16 protein-coding genes are annotated in these 19,999 nt (G+C 73.3%); 5 read left to right on the top strand and 11 right to left on the bottom strand.

All coding sequences use genetic code 11. The features are described from left to right. Positions 1–8: 8 nt before the first annotated feature. From ABZO29_RS12365 to ABZO29_RS12355, 3 genes are read right to left on the bottom strand one after another with little or no spacing between them, the layout of a single operon-like run. On the bottom strand, positions 9–1,286 hold the full coding sequence (locus ABZO29_RS12365) for an alpha-glucoside ABC transporter substrate-binding protein (RefSeq protein ID WP_367320227.1): 1,278 nt from the start codon (positions 1,284–1,286) through the stop codon (positions 9–11). Further along, positions 1,283–2,509: a hypothetical protein gene (locus ABZO29_RS12360; RefSeq protein ID WP_367320226.1), complete on the bottom strand. Its 1,227-nt coding sequence runs from the start codon at positions 2,507–2,509 to the stop codon at positions 1,283–1,285. The genes ABZO29_RS12365 and ABZO29_RS12360 overlap by 4 nt, the downstream gene beginning before the upstream one ends. Then, complete coding sequence (locus ABZO29_RS12355) at positions 2,506–4,836, bottom strand: tetratricopeptide repeat protein (protein WP_367320225.1); 2,331 nt, start codon at positions 4,834–4,836, stop codon at positions 2,506–2,508. Before ABZO29_RS12355 ends, ABZO29_RS12360 begins: the two co-directional genes overlap by 4 nt. Between ABZO29_RS12355 and ABZO29_RS12350 the strand changes: the two genes are divergently transcribed. Together ABZO29_RS12350 and ABZO29_RS12345 are read left to right on the top strand one after the other, a co-directional pair. Next, the gene (locus ABZO29_RS12350; RefSeq protein ID WP_367320224.1) at positions 4,835–5,029 is read left to right on the top strand and encodes a VWA domain-containing protein; all 195 of its coding nucleotides are present in this window, start codon (positions 4,835–4,837) and stop codon (positions 5,027–5,029) included. The genes ABZO29_RS12355 and ABZO29_RS12350 overlap by 2 nt on opposite strands. Before the next feature lie 255 nt (positions 5,030–5,284). Continuing rightward, on the top strand, positions 5,285–5,899 hold the full coding sequence (locus ABZO29_RS12345) for a hypothetical protein (RefSeq protein WP_367320223.1): 615 nt from the start codon (positions 5,285–5,287) through the stop codon (positions 5,897–5,899). A 138-nt stretch (positions 5,900–6,037) separates the two neighbouring features. Here ABZO29_RS12345 and ABZO29_RS12340 read toward each other — a convergent pair whose 3' ends face one another. The 4 genes from ABZO29_RS12340 to ABZO29_RS12325 are packed head-to-tail and all read right to left on the bottom strand — an operon-like array spanning position 6,038 to position 12,045. Continuing rightward, positions 6,038–6,769, bottom strand: a complete 732-nt coding sequence (locus ABZO29_RS12340; protein WP_367320222.1) for an alpha/beta fold hydrolase — start codon at positions 6,767–6,769, stop codon at positions 6,038–6,040. A gap of 37 nt (positions 6,770–6,806) precedes the next feature. After that, a complete protein-coding gene (locus tag ABZO29_RS12335; protein ID WP_367320221.1) occupies positions 6,807–8,480 on the bottom strand; it encodes a (2,3-dihydroxybenzoyl)adenylate synthase in 1,674 nt (557 codons plus the stop codon). An 11-nt stretch (positions 8,481–8,491) separates the two neighbouring features. Next, positions 8,492–10,543, bottom strand: coding sequence for an acetate--CoA ligase family protein (locus ABZO29_RS12330; RefSeq protein ID WP_367320220.1), 2,052 nt, complete (start codon positions 10,541–10,543; stop codon positions 8,492–8,494). After that, positions 10,540–12,045, bottom strand: coding sequence for an FAD-dependent monooxygenase (locus tag ABZO29_RS12325; protein WP_367320219.1), 1,506 nt, complete (start codon positions 12,043–12,045; stop codon positions 10,540–10,542). The genes ABZO29_RS12330 and ABZO29_RS12325 overlap by 4 nt, the downstream gene beginning before the upstream one ends. Before the next feature lie 196 nt (positions 12,046–12,241). On the opposite strand from ABZO29_RS12325, the gene ABZO29_RS12320 reads away from it, so the two are divergent. Then, positions 12,242–13,057 carry a PaaX family transcriptional regulator C-terminal domain-containing protein gene (locus tag ABZO29_RS12320; RefSeq protein ID WP_367320218.1) on the top strand — a complete coding sequence of 272 codons (816 nt, stop codon included), beginning with the start codon at positions 12,242–12,244 and terminating at the stop codon, positions 13,055–13,057. 83 nt (positions 13,058–13,140) lie between these two features. Here ABZO29_RS12320 and ABZO29_RS12315 read toward each other — a convergent pair whose 3' ends face one another. The 3 genes from ABZO29_RS12315 to ABZO29_RS12305 all read right to left on the bottom strand — a co-directional run bounded on the left by ABZO29_RS12315 (position 13,141) and on the right by ABZO29_RS12305 (position 17,062). Next, positions 13,141–14,457 (bottom strand): MFS transporter, encoded by a 1,317-nt coding sequence (locus ABZO29_RS12315; protein ID WP_367320217.1) that lies wholly within the window; start codon positions 14,455–14,457, stop codon positions 13,141–13,143. A gap of 178 nt (positions 14,458–14,635) precedes the next feature. Then, positions 14,636–15,628, bottom strand: coding sequence for a YbhN family protein (locus ABZO29_RS12310; RefSeq protein ID WP_367320216.1), 993 nt, complete (start codon positions 15,626–15,628; stop codon positions 14,636–14,638). Positions 15,629–15,754: 126 nt separating this feature from the next. Further along, on the bottom strand, positions 15,755–17,062 hold the full coding sequence (locus ABZO29_RS12305; protein WP_367320215.1) for a glycosyl hydrolase: 1,308 nt from the start codon (positions 17,060–17,062) through the stop codon (positions 15,755–15,757). Positions 17,063–17,070: 8 nt separating this feature from the next. Between ABZO29_RS12305 and ABZO29_RS12300 the strand changes: the two genes are divergently transcribed. Next, positions 17,071–18,141: an N-acetylglucosamine kinase gene (locus tag ABZO29_RS12300; RefSeq protein ID WP_367320214.1), complete on the top strand. Its 1,071-nt coding sequence runs from the start codon at positions 17,071–17,073 to the stop codon at positions 18,139–18,141. Positions 18,142–18,172: 31 nt separating this feature from the next. Here the strand turns inward: ABZO29_RS12300 and ABZO29_RS12295 are convergent, their stop codons facing one another. Further along, positions 18,173–19,057, bottom strand: coding sequence for a MurR/RpiR family transcriptional regulator (locus tag ABZO29_RS12295; protein WP_367320213.1), 885 nt, complete (start codon positions 19,055–19,057; stop codon positions 18,173–18,175). A 157-nt stretch (positions 19,058–19,214) separates the two neighbouring features. Between ABZO29_RS12295 and ABZO29_RS12290 the strand changes: the two genes are divergently transcribed. Continuing rightward, on the top strand, positions 19,215–19,979 hold the full coding sequence (locus tag ABZO29_RS12290) for a sugar isomerase domain-containing protein (RefSeq protein ID WP_367320212.1): 765 nt from the start codon (positions 19,215–19,217) through the stop codon (positions 19,977–19,979). Positions 19,980–19,999: the final 20 nt, after the last annotated feature.

The raw sequence follows: 19,999 nt of genomic DNA, 5'->3' as shown, positions 1-19,999 counted from the left end.
CCGCCCCACTATCCGCCGGGGCTCGCGCAGAGGTCCTCGGGAGGGCGGAACGAGCGGTCGCCGGCCGACTCCTCGGCCACCTGGACGCGTACGGTGTCCAACTGCTGCAGCAGCGAGGCGAGATGCCGCTCCGCCGGGTTGCGGAAGAACTCCAGGACCGCGCGGTGGAAGGCGTCCCGGAGCTCGGGCGACATCACGTCCGAGGCGTCGAAGCAGAGAGTACGGGCGCCGGAGTCGAGCAGGGTGTCGATCTTCCGCTCGACGGGGTTCACGGGCGCCGGGCCCGTCGTGCTCGGGAACAGGGGGCGCACCGCCGCGTCCGCCTCCGCTCGCCAGCGCTCCCGGCCGGCCGGGCTGGACAGCCGCTCCACCAGTTCCTGCGCCGCCGGGTCGTCGCTGAAGACGGCGGCCATGTCGCCGGCCACCTCGTACGAGTCGCGATACGCGGCCGGCCCGTCCAGGAACCGCGCCGACGGCTCCACACGGATGTCGTCGCCCGCGTACACGTACCGGATGAAGGCGCTCTGGTGCTCGTGCGTACAGCCGAAACCGGGAGAGTCGAGCAGGCCGCGCGGTCGTCCGTCCGGCCCGGACGCGCCCTCGTACGAGGTGGTCAGGGACCGTTCGATCGACGCCGCCGAGCGGGTGCCGAGCAGCCGTGCCCAGGTCGTCCAGGCCCGCCGGACGGCGGGGTCGCGCCAGCTGAGCCTGCTCGTCGCCCACTCCGTGTAGAGGGCGGGGCCCGCCTGGTGGAGCAGGATGTCCTCGATCCAGTCGGTGCCGGGCCAGCCGGAGGTGGCCTGCGAGGCGAGTCCCACGCACCACTTCGGATCGTCGTCCGAGGTGCCCCGCTTGCTCCACACCAGGCTCTTCAGGTCGACCTTGAGCGGCACCCAGTACGTGCGGCGCCTGCCGTCCACGAGCAGCGTCGGGGCCCACGGCGGGTACGCGCGCTCGGCGGTCTCCTCGGCCAGCGGCCTCAGCTCGTCGCGCCGGGCGTACTCGGTGAGTTCGCCGATGCTGTTGAGGATCGCCACGTCCGGCGGATCGCCGGCCTCCAGCTGGGAGACGAGGGTCTCGCGCAGCGAGCGGGTGCCCTCGTACGTGTACGTCCTGCCGGTCCCGTCGTCGAGCCGCCCGAGGGCGGCTTCGAAGGCCTCGCCCTCCGCACCGGTCCACGGGCCCAGGACGACGAGGGGATCCGTGGTGTCCGAGGCGCAGCCGGGGACGAGCGCGAGCAGACAGGCCGCGAGCAGGGTGCGCAGGGCGTTCGTGGCTCGGCTCATGGGACGGCTCCCGGGCGGGTCACCACGAGGTATTCGCGGCGGTAGGTGTGCAGGGCGCCGGCGATGACACCGGCCCCGGCCAGGCCCGCGGGGAACACGAGGGGTGCGGCCCCGTCCAGGAAGCCGAGGCGCCCGTCGGTGAGACCGGCGTCGAGCCGCCCGGCCAGGACCTCGATGGCGCGCGGGTCCGGGGTGTCGAAGGGGTGGTCCTCGGCGGCCGTCTCCGTGTCGGGCGAGGTCCGCTCGGCGAGTGCGTCCGCCACGGGGACGGCCGCCCGCTGCGCGTGCTGCGCCAGCACGGCGTCGGCCGTCAGGAGCGGTACGGCGAGCAGCGGCAGCGCGGCGGCCACCAGCGGAATGCTCAGCCGGATGCGGAAGCGGCGGCGCAGGAAGGAAACGGTCCGCCAGAGTCCGGCGGCGAGCAGCGCGAAGGCGAGCCCGGAGACGACGGCCGCGGCCAGTACGCCCCCGCCCCACCCGGCCCGCTGCTCGAGCCGCGCGCGCAGGTGCCGCTCCAGGCCGGACACCCGGTCCACGATCGAGGTCGCACCGGAGCCGGTCGTGGGCGGACACGACAGATAGCGTTCACCGCTGTGCCGGGCGGTGAACGGTGCCGAGCAGAGCATGCTGCGCGCGTACGTGAGCTCGGCGTCCCGCAGGACCGGGTCGGCCGCGTGCCCCTGGGCCCGGCCGATCCAGCCCGTGTAGTCCACGACCAGCGCGGACACGACGCGCAGCTCCTGCTCCTCGGCCACGTTCAGCGCCCCGCTGCGCGTGACCTGGTTCAGGCTCTGCGTCGCCCGCGCCACCCGGGTCCGGTAGCGCTCGCCGAGTCCGCCGAGCTCCGCCGCCGGGCCTTCGCCGAGGTTCTCCTCGGCCTCGCCCTGCGCGATGAACAGTGAGGCCTTGGCGTTCGCGAGATCGACCAGCGCGGGCGCCAGCCGGTCCTGCACATACGCCGAGTCGCCCCGCACGTCCGTGCAGGCCCATCCGAACGCCCCGAAGGCCACGACGGCGAGCAACGGGAGTGCGAGGAGACGGTCGCGCAGGTACACACGGTTGCGCGTGCCCGCCGGCGACGGCCATGCGTAACGCCGGACACGGCGGGCGAGTTCGGCGGCGACGACGCGGACCGCCCCGGCACCGCGCAGGACGCGTGCGGGCAGTGAAGCGTCCGCACCCGCGCCGCGGACCGCACGCCGTGACGGTGTGGTTCGGTTCACTCGCGGGCCGTCCGCGTGTTCGTCGTATTCCTCGTGTTCCTCCCCGGCGACGGCGCGTGGGCGAACGTCCGGAGCCGGTCCGCGAGCCTCTTCCCGAGCCATGGGCTGTCCCTGTGGTGCCGGAAGGCGAGTGGGCGGACCTCGTAGGCGCGGTCCAGCAGGGTTTCGGCGACGGCCGCGTCCTCGGGGTCGACGGAGCGGGCGGCCTGGTGGGCGAGGGCGATGTAGAGGCGGGACAGTTCCCTGCGCAGGCCGGGCTCGTCGGACGGCAGACCGAGCCGTACGTCGGCGCCGGCGGCCAGTGCCGCCAGGCCCGCCGCGTCAAGGGCACCGCGCGTGAGCGCGTCCTGCGCGGCCTCCCAGACCTCCGCCGTCATCCGGGCCCGGGCCTGCTCGTCCGTCAGCCCGTGCGCGTGGAACAGCCGGGCCAGTCGCTCCAGCACCTCGCGCAGGCGTTCGGTCACCTCGTCGGGACGTCGACCGGTCCGCACGTGCTCGACCCCGATGCGCACAGCGGCCGTACGCGCGGCTGTCCGGTGCCGAGAATGCTGCGGCACCGCGTCGAGTGCCCGTACGGCGTCGTCCCGCGCCCGCTCACCGCCGAGCGCGAGGCGTGCCCGCACCGCGCCGAACGCCGCGCTGCCCAGGGACGGGTTGCGCAGCCGCACCGCCTCGTAGAACGTCAGCGCCTCCCGCCAACGGCCCAGACGCTCGGCGCAGTAACCGAGTGCGAGCTTCGGTGTGTACTCGCCCGGGATGGCCGCGTACACCCGGTCGAAGTGCCGTCGCGCCAGGGCGACTTGCTCCCGGCCGAGGGCGAGCAGCCCGCGGTGCCAGTCGAGCCGCCAGTCGTACGGGGCGCGCTCCGGCCCGATCAGTGCCTCGGCGGACCGCAGTTCCCGCTCGGCGGCCTCGGGCCGGCCCCCGGGGACCCGCAAGCGCACACGGCAGCGCAGCAGATGGACCTCGGGCGAGTCCCGCCAGTCCCGGGTGTGCTGCAGCAGCGCCTCGGGAGCGGCGTCGGCCAGCCTGCTCAGCTCCACGTGGTGGCCGTCGTGCGGGTCGGGCCGCGGGACGGGCAGCCGCTGGGCGACCTCGGCGGGCGACGGCGGGGCGTACGCCTCCGGGGCGTCGGGCGCGGCCCACCGCGCCAGGGGCGGCGCCGAGCCGAGCGTCCCGTCGAGGGCGTAGGACGACTGCAGGAACAGCGGCGACGGCTCGAAGGTCTCCGTCCCGGTGCGCAGGGAGCGCAACTCGCGGAACACGCCCCGCAGTTGCTCCTCCATCTCGCCTGCGGTGGCGAACCGCTCGGCCCGCTCGCTCCGCGTCGCACGGTCCAGCACACGGGCGAGCGAGAGGAGGCCGAGTCCGCCGGGAGGGGGTGCCGTCATCCGGTGGGCCTCGGGGAAGGCGGGAGCGCCGGGGTCGCCCGGCGCCTCCAGGCGGTCGAGCACATCCAGGGACCCCAACTCGGCCAGATCCTCCGGCGACTGTCCGAGACCGCTCAGTCTCCGCAGCGTCTCGCCCAGGCTGAACAGGTCGTCCTGGCCGGTGGATTCTCCCGACGGGCCGACGCTCGGGGCGCGGAAGCCCTCCGTGGTGAGGCCGGGAAGCCCGGCCGCGCGGACGCTCCCCACGTCGATGATCTTCGTGGTGGTGCCGTCGTGCATGACGTTGTCCGGTTTGAGATCGCCGTAGACCTTGCCGGGCCGGTCGCCGTGCAGGTACCCGAGAGCGGCGAGGATGCGCACGCCGTAGGCGAGCACGAACTCGTGGAAGCGGCCGCCGCCGAACTCGGCCGGGTTCACCCGGGCCCGCGCCCGGACCTCCTCCAGCGTGAGCCCGTCCACGTACTGCAGGACCAGGAAGTCCCCGACCTCCGGGTGATGCCCGTAGTTGAAGACGCGGATGATGTCGTCGTGGCTGAGGTCGACCAGGGCCCGCCGCTCCCGGGCCAGGGCGCCCGCCGCGGCCGCGGCCTGCTCCGGATGCAGGATCTTGATGGCGACCTCGCGGTCGTCGACCTTGGTGTCGAGCGCGAGGTGGACCTCGCCCATTCCTCCGTAGCCCAGCGGCCGGATCAGCCGGTACTGCCCGGCCAGGAGCTGCCCCTGCGGCAGCGGAAGCCCGTCGGGGTCGGCACCGCGGGAGGCCGCGCGGTCCAGCAGTGTGATGGTGGGCAGCAGGCTCGGGTCGGGATTCTCCTCGGGCAGCTCCACCTGCGCTGCACGCAGGATCATCGGCTGCGCGGCGACGACGAGCGGCCCGAACGACCCGCCGGAGTCCGGCAGTCCACCCGGCGCGCCACTGCCCGAAGCCCCCTCCATGCCTCCTCAGGATAGACGCGAGTGCCGGGAACGACCCCGGTGCCGCATGGGGAGGTGGTGTGTCCAAGTCGTCGACGTGTCCGGCTCGATGGAGACATCTGTCGTCTGGTCGGCGCTCACGGCGGCCGTGCTGGGCGGCGTACCCACCCTCTCCACTCACTTCCTGGCCTTCTCGACCAGCGTGATCGACTGACGGACCGGGTGGACGCCCCGCTGTCCCTGCTCCTCGAGGTGCAGTCCGCCCCGCTGGACACGCTGTTCCGCCGCCCACTGTCCGAAGCCGTTCGGCGAGCGCCTCTCCGCGGCTGCCGGCGCCGACCCGGAGCGGGCGGACGGAGCGGCCCGCGAGCTGATCGGCTGCGATCTGGTCCTGGTCGGTGGCTCGGGCGACCACCTGCCGGCCAGGGAAACACACGCGGGTGAGCAACTCCCGGGCACGCAATCCCCGTTGATCCGCCTGACCCCGGCCAACGGCCATCCCGACCTCGCCCACACCGCCGACTTCCGTCAGCTCGCCTCCCGGCCCGGCCTGCGGCTCCGCGTCATCGGCCGTCTGGACCCCGATCGCGCCGCCACCCTGCGACCCCCCGCGGTGGGCCCGGTGCCGGACACCGAGGCGACGCTGCGCCTGCCCGAGGACTGGCAGGGCCACGCCGACCTGGGCTACGACCGCCTGCAGGGCGCGCACTTCCCGCCGCCCCACGTCCTCCCTCCCGCGGAAGGACTCACCCGCACCCCGCCCGACCCGCTCGCCGGCTCTCCGCTGTGGCGCATGCGCCGCCTGGTCGAACTCGCCGTCGCCGGAGGGCGCCGAGCGGTCGCCGAACCCGCCCGCAGCGGGGACATCCGCGGCACCGGGGCCGCACTGCGCCGCGGCGGCTTCGGGACCGCCGCGGATCTGACGGTCACCTTCACCACCGAGGCGGACCGCCGCACCCGCGACGTCTTCGGCCGTCTCGCCGGGGCCGATCCGGACGCGTACGCGAAGGCCTGGCTGGCGGCGGCGGTGCATCTGTCGAGTGCTGAGCGGGAACTGGTCCGGGCCACGTGGGACAGTTCCTGAGAGGGCCGCCGAGTGTTCAGGGCCCGTCGCCACTGGTTCTGCCGCTCGCACCCGGCGGCCGCCGAGCCGGCGCCTGTCGCGGCTGGCCGGCGGAAGCACAGGGGGCTGGGGCACGAAAAGCCCCAGCCCCCGGAGCGGTCACCCGGCGGCGCAGGCCCGCACGAACGCGTCGGCCAGTTCCGCGGGGCGGGTGAAGCAGCCCTCGTGGCTGCCCGGCACCTCGACGATCAGCGGGTTCTTCAGCCGCTGCGGGAAGCGCTCGCCCCACGCCCACTCGCCGGGCAGGGAGACGTCCTCGGTGGACAGGACGTAGCTGGTGGGGATGTCGAGCGCGGTGAACGCCGTGGTGTCCGGCTTCTCCGTGAAGGTGCCCAGGGGCTGCGGGACGAGGAGGGAGTGGACCACGCGCTGGGTCTCCTCGGCGGCGTCCTGCATGAAGGCCTGCTGCCAGACCTCCAGCGGCAGCGTGACCGTGTCGTTGCCGGAGGCCGCGGCGAGGGCGTGGAACATCTCGCCGTAGTGCGGCGGGCATGCCTCGATCAGCGACTCGCCGTCGTTCGGCACGAACGCGCTCCAGAAGACCAGGCGCTTCAGGCGCGAGGCCAGCTGGGGAGCGGCGCCGACCAGCACGTACCCGCCCCAGCTGTGGCCGACCAGGGTGACCTCGGTGAGGCCGGCGCTCTCGACGTACTCCACCAGGCTGTTGACGCAGTCGGTGAGCGTCACGCCGCGCGGGTCGTCGTCGGCGCCGAGGCCGGCCGACGTGGGCGTGTGCACCTCGTGCCCGGCGGCCCTCAGTTCGCCCGCGACCGGGCGCCAGGCCCAGCCGCCGTGCCAGGCCCCGGTGACCAGGACGAAGGTCTCGCTCATGCCGATCTCCTTTGATCGTGTGGTCACAACCAGCGCGTCACTGGTCAACGGGAGGTCCTTCGGTGTCGAGCCGACGCACGATGTCGGCGCGCAGTGCCTTCTTGTCGATCTTTCCGACCTTGGTGGCGGCGAGTTCGGGGACCGTCACCAGCAGGTCCGGGAACTTGAAACGTGCGGTGCCCGCGCGCTCCATGACGTGGTGGACGTCGTCGAGGGTGACCGTCCGCCCCGCTTCCGGTACGACGTAGAGGCAGACCCGCTCGCCGAGTTGCGCGTCCGGCATCGCCACGGCGGCGGCGCGGGCGACGCCCGGGGTCTGGTAGGCGAAGTTCTCGATCTCCTCGGCGGAGATGTTCTCCCCGCCCCGGATGATCATGTCCTTGTCGCGGCCCTCCACGACGAGATTGCCGTCGGGCCGCAGCCGCACGATGTCGCCGGTGCGGTACCAGCCGTCCTCGGTGAAGGCGCGGGCGTTCTGCTCCTCCGCGCGGTAGTAGCCGCGCGGGGTGTACGGCCCGCGGGTGAGCAGCACGCCCGGGGTCCCCTCCGGGACCGGGTTGCCGAGCTCGTCGACCACGAGGAGCTCGTCGTCCTCGCACATGGGGCGCCCCTGCGTCGTACAGACGACGTCCTCCGGGTCGTCCAGGCGCGTGTAGTTGAGCAGCCCCTCGGCCATCCCGAACACCTGCTGGAGCGTGCAGCCCAGCTCGGGGCGGACACGCCTGGCGACGTGGTCGGCGAGCCGGGAGCCGCCGACCTGGAGCACACGCAGCGAGCTCAGGTCGGTCCCGGGGTGGTCCCGGTGGTGGTCCAGCCAGCGCTGGGCGATCGCCGGGACCAGGGCGCTCGCGGTGACGCCCTCGCGCTCGAGGAGCGGGAACGCCTTCTCCGGATTGGGGGAGCCCAGCACCACCCGGCCGCCGTTGAGCAGCGTGCCGAGGAGGCCCGGGCAGGCGAGCGGGAAGTTGTGGCCCAGGGGGAGGGCGGCGAAGTACACCGTGTCCGCGCCGAATTCACAGACCTCGGCGCTGCGGCGTGCGTTGTAGACGTAGTCGTCGTGGGTGCGGGCGATGAGTTTGGGCAGTCCGGTGGTGCCGCCGGAGAGGAGGAAGACGGCGATGGAGCGGCTGTCGGGCCGGTAGGCGTCCACGGCGGCGCGGTCCGCCGGGGTGGCGGGTGCGGCGCACAACTCCCGCAGGTCCACGGCGTCGTCGCCGACCTTGTCCCCGAGTACCAGGACGTGCCGCAGAGTCGGCGAATCCCCGGCGATCTCGAACGCCATCGCCTGGTGGTCGTGGCCCTTGAGGAGGTCCGGGACGGCGACGGCGACCGCCTCGCTGTGCTCGACCAGGTACCCGACCTCGTGCCTGCGGTGCCCGGGCAGCGCCATCACGGGGATGACACCGAGACGCAGACAGGCATGGGTCAGGATCACGAACTCGGCGGTGTTCGGCAGCTGCACCACGAGCCGGTCGTCCGGGCGCAGCCCGAGCGCGGCCAGCCGCAGCGCGGTGGCGTCCGCGCGCTCGGCGAGTTGACGGTACGTCAGGCGCCGGTCGCCGTCGACGAGTGCGACCGCGTCGGGAGCGGCGTCGGCGGCGGCGTGCAGCCGGTCGCCGATCGTGCGGCCCTCCCAGTAGCCCTTATCGGCGTAGCGTCCGGCGTACTCCGCGGGCCAGGGCACAGCACCGTTGCTGCTCGGCCTGGGCATGGTCGTCCTCCTCAGCGGTCCTGTGCGGGTGAAGCGGTCGGGACGATCACGGCGTCCAGCGCGATCAGCCCTTCGGCGGTGAGCCGCAGCGGGTTGATCTCGATCTCGGCGGTGCCGGGGCTCGCGACGAGGGCCGCGGCGAGCACCGAGACGACCCCGCCGAACTCGGCCCGGTCCAGCGCCGGTCCGCCGCGCCAGCCGTCGAGCAGCGCGCGGGCCGCCAGGTCGTCGGGCATCGAGGCGGCCTCGGCCGGGGAGAGCGGGGCGAGCCGGATCGCCACGTCGGCGAGCGCCTCGGCGGCCGTACCGCCGAGGCCGGCCAGCACGACCGGCCCGAACACGGGATCCCGCCTCGCCCCGAGCACGAGGTCGATCCCCGGCGGGGCCATCGCCTCCACCAGGTAGCGGCCCGGCCCTATGGCGTGAAGTGCCGTGTCCAACTCGTCGGGTGTGCGCACGCCCAGGTGGACCCCGCCGGCCTCCGTCTTGTGGAGGATCGCCGCGTCGAGCACCTTGACGGCGACAGGGCCGCCGAGCAGCCGCAGCGCGTGGTGGGCGTCGGCGGGGGAGTCGCAGGCGACCCGGTTCGGGGTGCGGATGCCGAGGTCGGTGAGGAACGTCTTGGCGGCGTGTTCGTCGAGCGGGCCGGGGGGTACGGGGGCGCCCGCTCCGGTCGCGGTGGCGATCCCGTCCCGCGGCGCCCGCCGGCGCGCGTGTGCCACCAGGGCCCGTACGGCATTGGCGGCGGACGCCGGTCCGGCGAGCGCCGGAATCCCCGCCTTGTGCAGCCTGGCCCGCTGCTCGGCCACGTCCTCGGGAAGCCCGCCGACGACCACCACGGCCGGGGACTCGGCGCCGAGACCGGCGTCCTGGGCAGCCGAGGCGACATCGACGCTGTCGGGCTCGGCGAGGGCGTAGACGGCGAGCAGGTCCACCTCAGGATCCGCGGCCGTGGTGTCGAGCACACGGGCGAAGGTCTCGGCGGGCCGCCCGGTGTCGACCGGGTTGCGCTGGTAGGTGAGCGGGGGGAGCAGACCGGCGAGCGTGCGCTGTGTGGCCTCGGCCAGCTCCGGCATCCGGACGCCGTCGGTGCCCGCCCGGTCCGCCAGCAGCAGCCCCGGTCCGGCCTGGGCTGTCACGATGCCGAGGCCGGGGGCGGGGTGGGGGCGCAACCGGACGCGGGAGAGCGCGGTGAGCGCGTCGACCAGCTCCCGCTCGTCGTCCACGACCACCGCCCCGGCCTGCCGCAGGGCGGCCCGTGTCGTACGCCAGCTGGTGGCCAGCGCCCCGGTGTGCGACCGGGCGAAGTCGCCGACGTCACTCTGTCCGACGACCAGCGCGACGACCGGCTTGACGGCGGCGGCCAGGCGTACGGCGGCAACGAGCCGTGGCCCGTCCGGCACCGTCTCCACGTGCAGCGCCACGGCCGTCGTACGACCGTCCTCCGCGAGGTGCTCGAGGACGTCCGCGGCGGTCACGTCGAGGCCGGCCCCGATGCCCACGCCGAGGCCGATCCCGTTGCCCGCGGCGGCCAGGTCGAAGGAGAGCGCGTGGTTGACGCCGCCGCTGGCCGCGACCACCGCGACCTCCCCGGCCGGAAGCTGCCCGGCCGCGGGCACGAAGCTGGCCGTCAGCCCCAGGTGGGGGGCGAAGAAGCCGGAGGTGTTCGGGCCGAGCAGCCGGATCCCCGTCTTCCGGGCGACGCGGCGCAGGGCGTCCGCGTGCTCCTCGCCCTCCGGGCCCGCCTCGCCGAAACCGCCCGCGCAGACCAGCGCGGCCCGGCAGCCCGCCGCGGCCACCTCGGCCAGCGCGTCCGCGCAACCGGGCGCGGGCACGCAGAGCACGGCCAGGTCGAGTCGTCCCGCGGTGTGCTCGGCGGCTTCGGCCACGGACGCGTACACGCCCTCGGAGGGGTCCGGGCGGCGCGCGTTGACCAGGGCTCGGGCGCCCGGGAAGGAGGCCAGGGAGCGGGCCATGGCCGCGCCCAGCTTGCCGCTCTGCCGCGAGGCGCCGATCACGACCACGCCCTCGGGCGCGAACAGCGGTGTCAGGTTCGTGGTCATACCCGCCCCCGTGCCACGAGGTCGGCCCGTCCGGACAGCAGCAGCGTCTCGGCCCGGTCGTCGTCCATTCCGTCCTCCACGATCAGTGCGGGCACGCCGTGCACCAGCCGGGCCTGCTCCGCGAGCAGCGAGCGGGTGAGCGGGGTGCCGCCCCGTACCGCGACGAGCGCGGGCGGGGTGGTGCCGCGTGCTGCGCGGGCCAACTCCTCGTACATCTCCGGGAGTTGTGCCTCGGTGTCCGGTGCGGTGAGCCGGAGACACTCCGACTCCATGTCATTCAGTTCCGTGGCCGTGACCCACCGTCCGCCGAACTCCCGCTCGCCCACCCGCAGCGGCGTCTCCAGGGGGTCGCGCCCCTCGTGTGCGGCGCGCCATTCCCGTACGACCTGCTCCACGAACTCCGGGTCGCGGCGTGCGATCCGCTCCTTGCCGATGCTGCGGGAGATGAAGTGGAAGGCGAACCGGGTCGGCTCGAACGCGTCGTGGTAGCGCCCGAAGTGCTCCCACCAGGACAGGCTCGGCCGGGCGGAGGCCTGGATCCGCTCCACCGAGGGCCGCGCGGCCGCCTCGTACGCCTCCAGGGCGCCGGGCAGGTCGTCGCGGTGGGCGAGGAGGCTGTCGGCGAGGGCGATGGCGTCCTCCATGGCCATCTTGGTGCCGGAGCCGACGGAGAAGTGCGCGGTGTGGGCGGCGTCGCCGAGCAGGACGACGTTGCCGCTGTGCCAGCGGCGGGTGCGGCGGGTGCGGAAGTTGCCCCAGCGGGAGTTGTTGACGAGGAGCTCATGGCCGTCGATCTGCTCGGCGAAGAGCTTCTCCAGGTACTGCTTGCTCTTCTCGTCGCTCGGGCCGGGCGGCTGCGCGGTGTCGAACTCGTCGAGCCCCGCCCTGCGCCAGGAGTCCTCGTCCGTCTCGACGATGAAGGTGCTGACGCCGTCGCTGATCGGATAGCCGTGCACGGCGAACGTGCCGTGCGGACCGTGCTCGTGGACGAAGGTCAGCCCGTCGAAGAGATAACTCGTCCCGAACCAGATGAACTTGGCGGTCGCGACCTCCACCTCCGGCACCAGCTCGTCGGCGAGCCGGTCGCGCAAGCGGGAGTTGGCGCCGTCGGCGGCCACGATCAGGTCGTAGTCGGCCGGCTGCGCAGGATCGGCGGGGATCTCGTGGCTGAACCGGAGGTCGACTCCGACCTCCTCGGCCCGCCGGTGCAGCAGCTGGAGCAGGGTCTTGCGGGTGATGGCCGCCATGCCGTTGCCGCCGCAGCGGATCCGCCGGCCCTTGAGGCGCACCTCGATGTCGTCCCAGTGCCGCCCGTGCTCGGCGAGCGCGGTGCGCAGGACCGGGTCGGCCGCGTGGATGCCGGCCAGGGTCGCGTCGGAGAAGACCACGCCGAAACCGAAGGTGTCGTCCGGGCGGTTGCGCTCGAAGACCGTCACCTCGACCGACGGATCGGCCTGCTTGAGGAGCGTTGCGAAGAACAGCCCGCCGGGGCCTCCTCCCACGCAAGCGATCCGAGAAACCATGGCTTGTGCCTCCATGTCCAGTATCGGAGCGGGCCGGCCCGCACGCCGACATTGTGTGTCACTCAAGCTACGGGCGTCAATCATTTGTTACGCATTCCCGTTCGCGTGCTGCCTGGCCAGGCGGGCAATGCGAGGCACCCTCGCCACGGCCGTCCGTATGACATAGTCGGTTTCCGTGAAGCCTCGATCCATCGTCTTCGACCTGTTCGGCGACTACGTCCGCTACCGCGGCGGCGCCGCCCGGCTGCGCACCCTCAGCACGCTGATGGGCTGCTTCGGCGTCGGTGACAGCACCGTGCGGGTGGTGCTCGCACGGCTGCGCAAGGAGGGCTGGTTCGACGTGCGGCGCGAGGGCAGGGAGACGCTCTACACGCTCAACACGCGGAGTCTCCAGCTGCTCGACGAGGGCCGCTCACGCATCTTCGACCGGGCGCCGTCCGACTGGGACCGCCACTGGCACATGGTCATCTACTCGGTGCCCGAGACCGAGCGCGGCGTCCGTGACCGCATCCGCAAGGAGCTGGCCTGGCTGGGCTTCGGCCCGCTGGCCCCGTCCACGTACGTCTCCCCGCACGACCGGATCCGGCAGGTGCGGGAGAAGTTCGCCGACGAGTCGGCCGTACGTCTGGACACCCTGCGCTGCCAGTCCGGCGGGCTCCCCGTCGACCGCGAGATGGCCGCCCGCTGCTGGGACCTGGACGCCCTCAACGACGACTACCGGGAGCTGCTGCGCACCTACCGCAGCCGGATGCCGTCCTACCGGGGCGGGCACCTCGGCCCGGAGGAGGCGCTGGTCGAGCGCATGCAACTGACGTACGACTACCGCAAGTTCCCCTTCCGCGACCCCGACCTGCCGACCGAACTCCTCCCGGCGGGCTGGGTGGGCCACGAGGCGCACGAGATGTTCCTGGAGGCCCACGAACTCCTCGGCCCGTCGGCCGAGTCCTTCTACGACGAGGTGGCCGGTACGCGCCCTGTGGCGCAGGGGTAGCCGGGAGGGGCATACGAGAGCGCCGGGGCCGCCGTACGACGTACGGCGGCCCCGGCGCTCGGCTTCGGGGGAGCGGCGCCATGTCAGGCGGTCTGCACCTCCATCCGGTCCGCCGGGGCCGCGGCGGGCGCGGGCCTGCCCGGGAGCAGGAGCACGACGGCCGTGGCGAGCGCCGCGGGGATGGCGAAGGCGTAGAAGTTCCACTCGGTGCTGACTCCGGAGGACAGCAGGAGGCCGCCGAACAGCGGTCCGGTGATGGCGCCGAAGCGGCCGATGCCGAGCGTCCAGCCGAGCGCGGTGGCCCGGACGTCCACCGGGAAGTGCTGGGCGACGTACCCGAGGACCAGGATCTGGGCGCCGATCGTGCCGAAGCCCGCCACGGCCACGAGGGCGTACATCAGCGGTGCGGCGGTGGCGACGCTGAGCAGGGACATCGAGGCGGCGGCCGCCAGGAAGGAGAGCAGGGTGACCGGCTTCATGCCGAACCGGTCGCCCAGCGGTGAGAACAGCACCGAGCCGACGACCGCGCCCAGGTTCATCATCAGCAGGAAGAGCAGGGAGCTGGAGAGGGGGTAGCCCGCGGACCGCATGATCTGCGGGAGCCAGGTGTTCAGCCCGTAGACGAGGAGGAGGCCGAAGAAGCTCGTCAGCGCGAACAGCAGTGAGGGCACCGCGTTGCCCTGGGTGAACAGCGCGAGCGGTCCCCTCCCGGTCTTGCCGGCGGCGGGCGCTTCGGGAGCGGACGGCACCGGGACGCCCAGCCGGGCGGCGGTCCGCGCGGCCTCCTCGTGGCGGCCCCGCGTGACCAGGAACACCAGCGACTCCGGCACGTGCCGCACCAGCAGCGGCAGCATCACCAGCGGGAGGGCGCCGATGCCGAACAGGAACCGGAATCCCCACACGGGCAGCAGCGCCATGGCCAGCACCGCGGCGAGGATGCCGCCCACGGCGTACCCGGAGAACATGAGCGCGTTGTTGAAACTGCGGCGGCTCGGGTCGGAGTACTCGGCGGTCAGGGCGACGGCGGTCGGCATCACGCCACCGAGCCCCAGTCCGGCGAGCAGCCGGAAGACACCGAACCAGGTGGCGTCGGGCGCGAGCGCACACCCGATCATCGCGACCGAGAACCAGGTGACGCCGGTCAGCATGACTTTCCGTCGTCCGACCACATCGGTCACCGCCCCCGCGATCAGCGCGCCGACCAGCATGCCCACCAGGGCGTAGCTGCCGATGACACCGGCCGTCGCCGGCGTCAGTCCCCACGGCTTGTACTGCAGCAGCGCCGGAACGCTGGCGCCGTACACGATCAGGTCGTACCCGTCGAAGACGATCACGGCGAAGCACAGCGCGGTGACCAGAAGCTCCGGTCGCCGGGTCGTGGGGGTGGGCGGGCGTCTCATGGCTGCCTCCTTCGCATCTGCCGCGGCTCGGCTGAGATGGCTGGGATGGCCAGCAGTGTGTGTCATATTCGAGGCGGCCGTCAATGGATCGAAACATAAGAAGCTCAAGTCCACGACGTTCTCATGGGATGGCGCGATGGATTGACTACGGCCGTGGGGAAATATGTCATCCTTCGGCTCACAGCATCTTGCGCTGCACGAGGATCGACAGCACCAGCGCCCCCGGCAGCAGCGGCAGCCACACGCTCAGGACGCGGTAGCCGATGACGGTCGCCGTGGCCAGGGGCATCGGAGCGCCGAAGGCGACCATGGTGAACACCAGGGCCGCGTCCACGGGACCGATGCCGCCGGGTGCGGGCACCGCCCCGACCGCGGTGCTGGCGACGAGCAGTGCGAGGACGACCTGCGTCCAGGACAGGGGCAGGCCGAGCGAGAACCCGACCGACGCGATCGTGCTCCCCTGGAGCAGCGGGGCGGCGGCCGCCCCGCCCCAGAGGGCGAGGACGCGAGAGGGCCGGGTGTGCAGCAGCCGTACGTCGGTCAGCGCGGTGCGCAGGCAGTCGAGGACGGGGCGGCGCAGCCGGCGCACGGCCGTCAGGAGCGCGGCGGCCGTGACGACGACCGTCACCGCGCATCCGGCCACCAGGGCGGACGTCCGCCCGTCCGGGAGGAGTTCACCGAGGTGCAGCAACTCGGGGAAGGCGACCAGGAAGACCAGCAGCACCAGCGTCTTCGCGACCGGCCTGACCAGGGAGTAGAGGGCGAGTGAGGCGGTGGCCCGGGTCAGGGGGACGCCATTGCGCTGCAGGAAACGCAGAGTGACGGCATGGGCTCCGATGCTCGCCGGGAGCACGTGGTTCGCGGAGCCCGCGGCGAACTGCGAGGCCAGCAGCGGGCCCGGTGGCAGCCGTTCCGGCACGGCGCCCTGACGGCAGCATGCGGCGGCCACCCAGCCCAGGCAGGTGAACAGGACCCCGGCCAGCAGCCACCAGGGGTCGGCGGAGGCCAGCCGGGCGGCGCCGTCGCGTACGGCACGCCGGTCGACCGCCGCCCATACCGCGATCAGCAGCAGGGGCAGCAGGCTCAGGGTCCAGCGGAGGAGGCGGGTGGAGGACAGGGGGCGGGCGGGCGTGGGGAGCGCCCGGGGTGCGGTGTCGAGCGGAAGGGACACGACTGGAAACGTTGCCGCCCGGTGTGACGGCACGGTGTCCGGCAGCCGAAGGGTCACGGGCGCGTGGGCGACGGGCCCCCGCAGTTCGTACAGCCGGGCCGAGCGGGACCACGCCCGCCCGTCACCTCATCCCACCCGCACCGGCTCCATGATTCCCCGCGCCGCCAAGTACCCCGTGTCCTCCGCCCGTCCCGCCGGCACCACCGCCGGACGTGCGCCCTCCGTCCGCAGGCGCATCCACTCCTCGAAGAAGGCCCCGCCCGGACCCGACACCGAGCGTGTGCTCGGTGTGCAGTCCAGAACCAGAGCCGTCTTCCGTGCCTGCGGCGACCGCGGACTCGTGCGCAGCTCGTTGATCGTTTCGGAGAGGGTCTTCGCGATGGGCTTGGTGCGGCCCGCCGAGTCGAACAGGCCCAGCGTGTACTCGAGTTCGGGGTAGTCGGCCAGGTCGTGGTCGACGTCGTGGGAGCACCACCAGGTCACGCCCCACAGGTCCGTGCAGCCGGCCGCGTTCAGCAGGGTCGCGCGGGCGAAGTCCGGGGCGTCGGCGGCGGGGATGTGGGGTTCGGGTGCTCCGGTCTCCTGCACCCAGACCGGGCGAGCGGGGTCGGTGGCGTAGGCCTTGGCGAGCTCCACGCCGTACTCGGCGAGGTGCAGCACCTGCGGTGAGCGCGGGCCGTAGCGGCGGGCGCAGTCGCCGGTGAACACCCACGGGTGGACGGTGGTCAGATCGCCCTTGCGGGCGGAGGCCTGCGGGGTGAAGGGGTGGTCGTCGTCGTACCAGGCGGCGTCGTAGGCGGAGTGCGTGACCAGGCCGCCGCCCTCGCCGAGGCCGTCCCGGGCGGCGGCCAGCAGTGAGTCGAGGTAGTGGTCCACCTCGGCCGCCGTCACCGGGTTGTGTTCGACCAGGTTGTTCAGCTCGTTGCCGAGCTGCAGTCCGATGAGGTTCGGACGGCCGGCCAGGGCGCGCCCGAGCGTGCGCAGCAGGCCGGCCTGCGCCTCGATCGCGTCGGGGTCCGTGAACACGTTGCGGTGGTGCCAGGTGCGGGTCCACGCCGGGTAGAAGTCGAAGCTCGACAGATGGCCCTGCACGCCGTCCACTAGCACATCGAGACCGAACTCGCCAGCAAGATCGACCAGTTGGGTCAGCTGGTCGACGGCGGCGGCCCGGATGAGAGTACGGTTCGGCTGGAGGAGCGGCCAGAGGTGGAAGACCCGGACGTGGTCCAGGCCCAGCCCGGCGATCTGTGCCAGGTCCTCCCGCGCCTGCCGCGGATCGAAGTCGTGCCAGGAGTGGAACCAGCCCCGACGAGGGGTGTAGTTGACGCCGAAGCGGAGCGGCGGGGGCGTACTGATGGTGTCCTCCTCGAGTCGCCTTCGGAACCTCTTCGAAACCCTTCCAACCTTGTCCTGTGTGAATGTATCAACCACCATGGTCGCCAATGAATAATGATTTCAACCAGGATTACGTCGTGGGTCTCGATGCCGGCGGCACCCGCACGCGGGCCGTCCTGGCGGTTGCCCGCGACGGCAGCGTGCGGGGCGAGGGCACGGCGGGGCCGGGCAACGCCCTGACCGTCCCGGTGCCCCGGCTGACCGAGCATCTCGCCGAGGCGGTGGCCCGGGCCGTGCCGGAGGCGCTGCGCGGCTGCGTGGTGGCGGTGGCCGGCGGGTTCGCGGGCGCCGCCCGCACCGCGGACGAACCCGGCCGGGTCAGGGCGCAGTCCGCGCTCTCCGCCGCGCTGCGGCGCCTGGGCATCGCCGCCATCTCGGTCGAGATCCACAGCGACATCGAGGCCGCGTTCGCCTCCGCGCCCGGCCACCCCGCCGACGGCCTCGCGCTGGTGGCCGGCACCGGAGCGGTCGCCGCCCGCATCAGCGGACGTGTGTGCACGACGACCGCGGGTGGCGACGGCTGGCTGCTCGGCGACGACGGCAGCGGCTTCTGGATCGGCCGCGAGGCGGCCCGCGCGGCACTGCGCGCCGCCGACGGCCGGGGGCGGCCGACCGCACTGGCCGCCGCGGTCGGGCGGGCCCTGGGGCTGCCGCGGGATGTGCTGCCGGCCGAGGGAGTACCGGGAGACGTGCCGCCGGGCGAGGTCTCGCTGGGCGACGCCGTCGTGGGCTCGTACGGCCGTGCAGGCGGCGAGCGGTGGACGCGCGCCCAGCGTGCGGCCTACCGCATGCACCTGCTGCCCGCGGTCATGGACCGCCCGCCGGTCCAGCTCGCGAGCCTCGCGCCGCTGGTGACCGAGGCCGCCCAGAGCAAGGACGCCCTCGCCGAGGCGATCCTGGACAAGGCCGCCGATCATCTCGCCGACACGGTCGAGGCGTTGGAGCCCCGGCCGGGCGAGCGGCTCGTCATGACCGGGGGACTGCTCGGTCCTGAAGGTCCGCTGACGGCTCCCCTGACCGACCGTCTGCGGCCCCTCGGACTCACGGTCCACCGGGTGACGGACGGGTGCGCCGGAGCGGTGGCGCTGGCCCGGCTCGCGCACACCGCCCAGCTCTGAAGCGCGGGGACACAAAGAAAGCGCCCTGGGTTCAGCGTGCCCGGCGGCCCTTCACCGCATGCTGCCCCGCGATGTGGTCCGTGAGCGCGAGTGAGGCGCTGGCGCGCTGGTAGGAGAGCTGGGCGACACGGACGTAGAGGCAGTCGATGAGCACCAGCACGGAGTGGCGGGCGCCGATGCTGCCGGTGCGGAAGCTGGTCTCCGAGGAGGACGAGATGAGCCGGATGTCGGCGGTGCGGGCCAGCGGGGAGCGCGGATCGGCGGTGATCGCCACGGTCGTCGCGCCACGCTCCTTGGCGAGCTCGAAGGGCTCGACGGCCTCGCGGGTCGCACCGGAGTGGGAGATGCCGACGGCGACGTCCGCCGGAGTGAGCAGGGCGGCGGAGGTGGTGGCCGCGTGCACCTCGGTCCAGCCGCGCACCGCGCAGCCGATGCGGAAGAGCCGCGTCTCGGTCTCCTGGGCCATCGCACCGCTGCCGCCCACGCCGTAGACGTCGATGCGGCGGGCACGGGCCGCGGCCTGCGCGGCGCGCTCGATCGCGTCGAGGTCGATCCGGTCGATCGTCTGCTGCACCGCCCGCAGGTCCGCGCTGCCCACCACCTGGACGACCCGCTCGAGGTCGTCGTCGGGGGAGATGCCGGGGCCGATCTCCGCGCTGCCCCAGTCGGAGACCTCGCCGCGGCCGCGCTCCTGGGCCAGCTCGATCAGCAGATGCTGGTAGGAGTCGAGGCCGATCGCACGGCAGAAGCGGGTGACCGTCGCCTGGGAGGTGCCGGTGCGGCGGCCCAGCTCGGCGGCCGAGCAGTGGGTGACGGCGGCCGGATCCGCCAGGATCAGCTCGCCGACCTTCCGCAGGGAGCCGGCGAGGCGCGGCAGTTCGGTGCGGATCAGGGTGGTGACGTCGGTCGAGGGCATGAGGAGAAGGTACCAGCCACCGTTATGGACATGATCTGAATACCAGGACCCAACCGGCCCCTTGATGCCCGCATTGCCCGTGCAGTGGGACCTGTGATTTATTGATTCACCGATGGAGCAGTGCAGGGTGGTTCAATCCATCAGTGGGGAGTGTCTTGTGTCCGCCGAGTCCGTGAGCGCCGAGACCTTCGCGCGCGAGAGCCTGGCCGTCCTCCACCGCCTCACCGAGTCCGCCCGCGACGACGTGACCCGCGCGGCCGCGCTGATCGCCGACTGCGTGCGCGCGGACGGCGTCGTCCAGGCCTTCGGCACCGGCCACTCCCAGGCCCTCGTCCTCGAACTCGCGGGCCGCGCGGGCGGCTTCGTGCCCACGAACCGGCTGAGCATCGCCGACCTCGTCCTCCACGGCGGCGACGCCCCGAGCGCCCTCGACGACCCGCTCCTGGAGCGCGAGCCCGGGGTGGCGGCACGCCTCTACGACCTGGCCGCGCCCCACCCCCAGGACCTCTTCGTCGTCATCTCCAACTCGGGCGTCAACAACGTGGTCGTGGAGATGGCCCTGCACGCCAAGAACCAAGGCCACAGCCTCCTCGCCATCACCTCGCTCGCCCACACCCGGGCCGTCCCCGCCGCCCACCCCAGCGGCAGGAAGCTCGCCGACCTCGCCGACGTCGTCCTCGACAACGCGGCCCCGCGCGGCGACGCCCTCCTCCCCCTCCCCGGCGGCGGCGCGGTCTGCGCCCTGTCCACGCTGACCGGCGTGCTGCTGGTCCAGATGGTCGTCGCGGAGGCCACCGCCCTCCTCCTCGCCGAGGGCGCGCGCCCTCCGGTCTATGTGTCGGCGAACGTGCCCGGTGGCTTCGAGGGCAACTTGGAACTGGAGAAGCGGTACGCCGGACGGATCCGGCGCAACGCGAGCTGACGGCGGCGTCCGCGGCCGTA

This window comes from Streptomyces sp. HUAS ZL42, from assembly GCF_040782645.1.
Lineage (GTDB): Bacteria > Actinomycetota > Actinomycetes > Streptomycetales > Streptomycetaceae > Streptomyces.
Note: the sequence above shows the minus strand (reverse complement) of the source record. Positions and strands in the feature narration are given on the sequence as shown.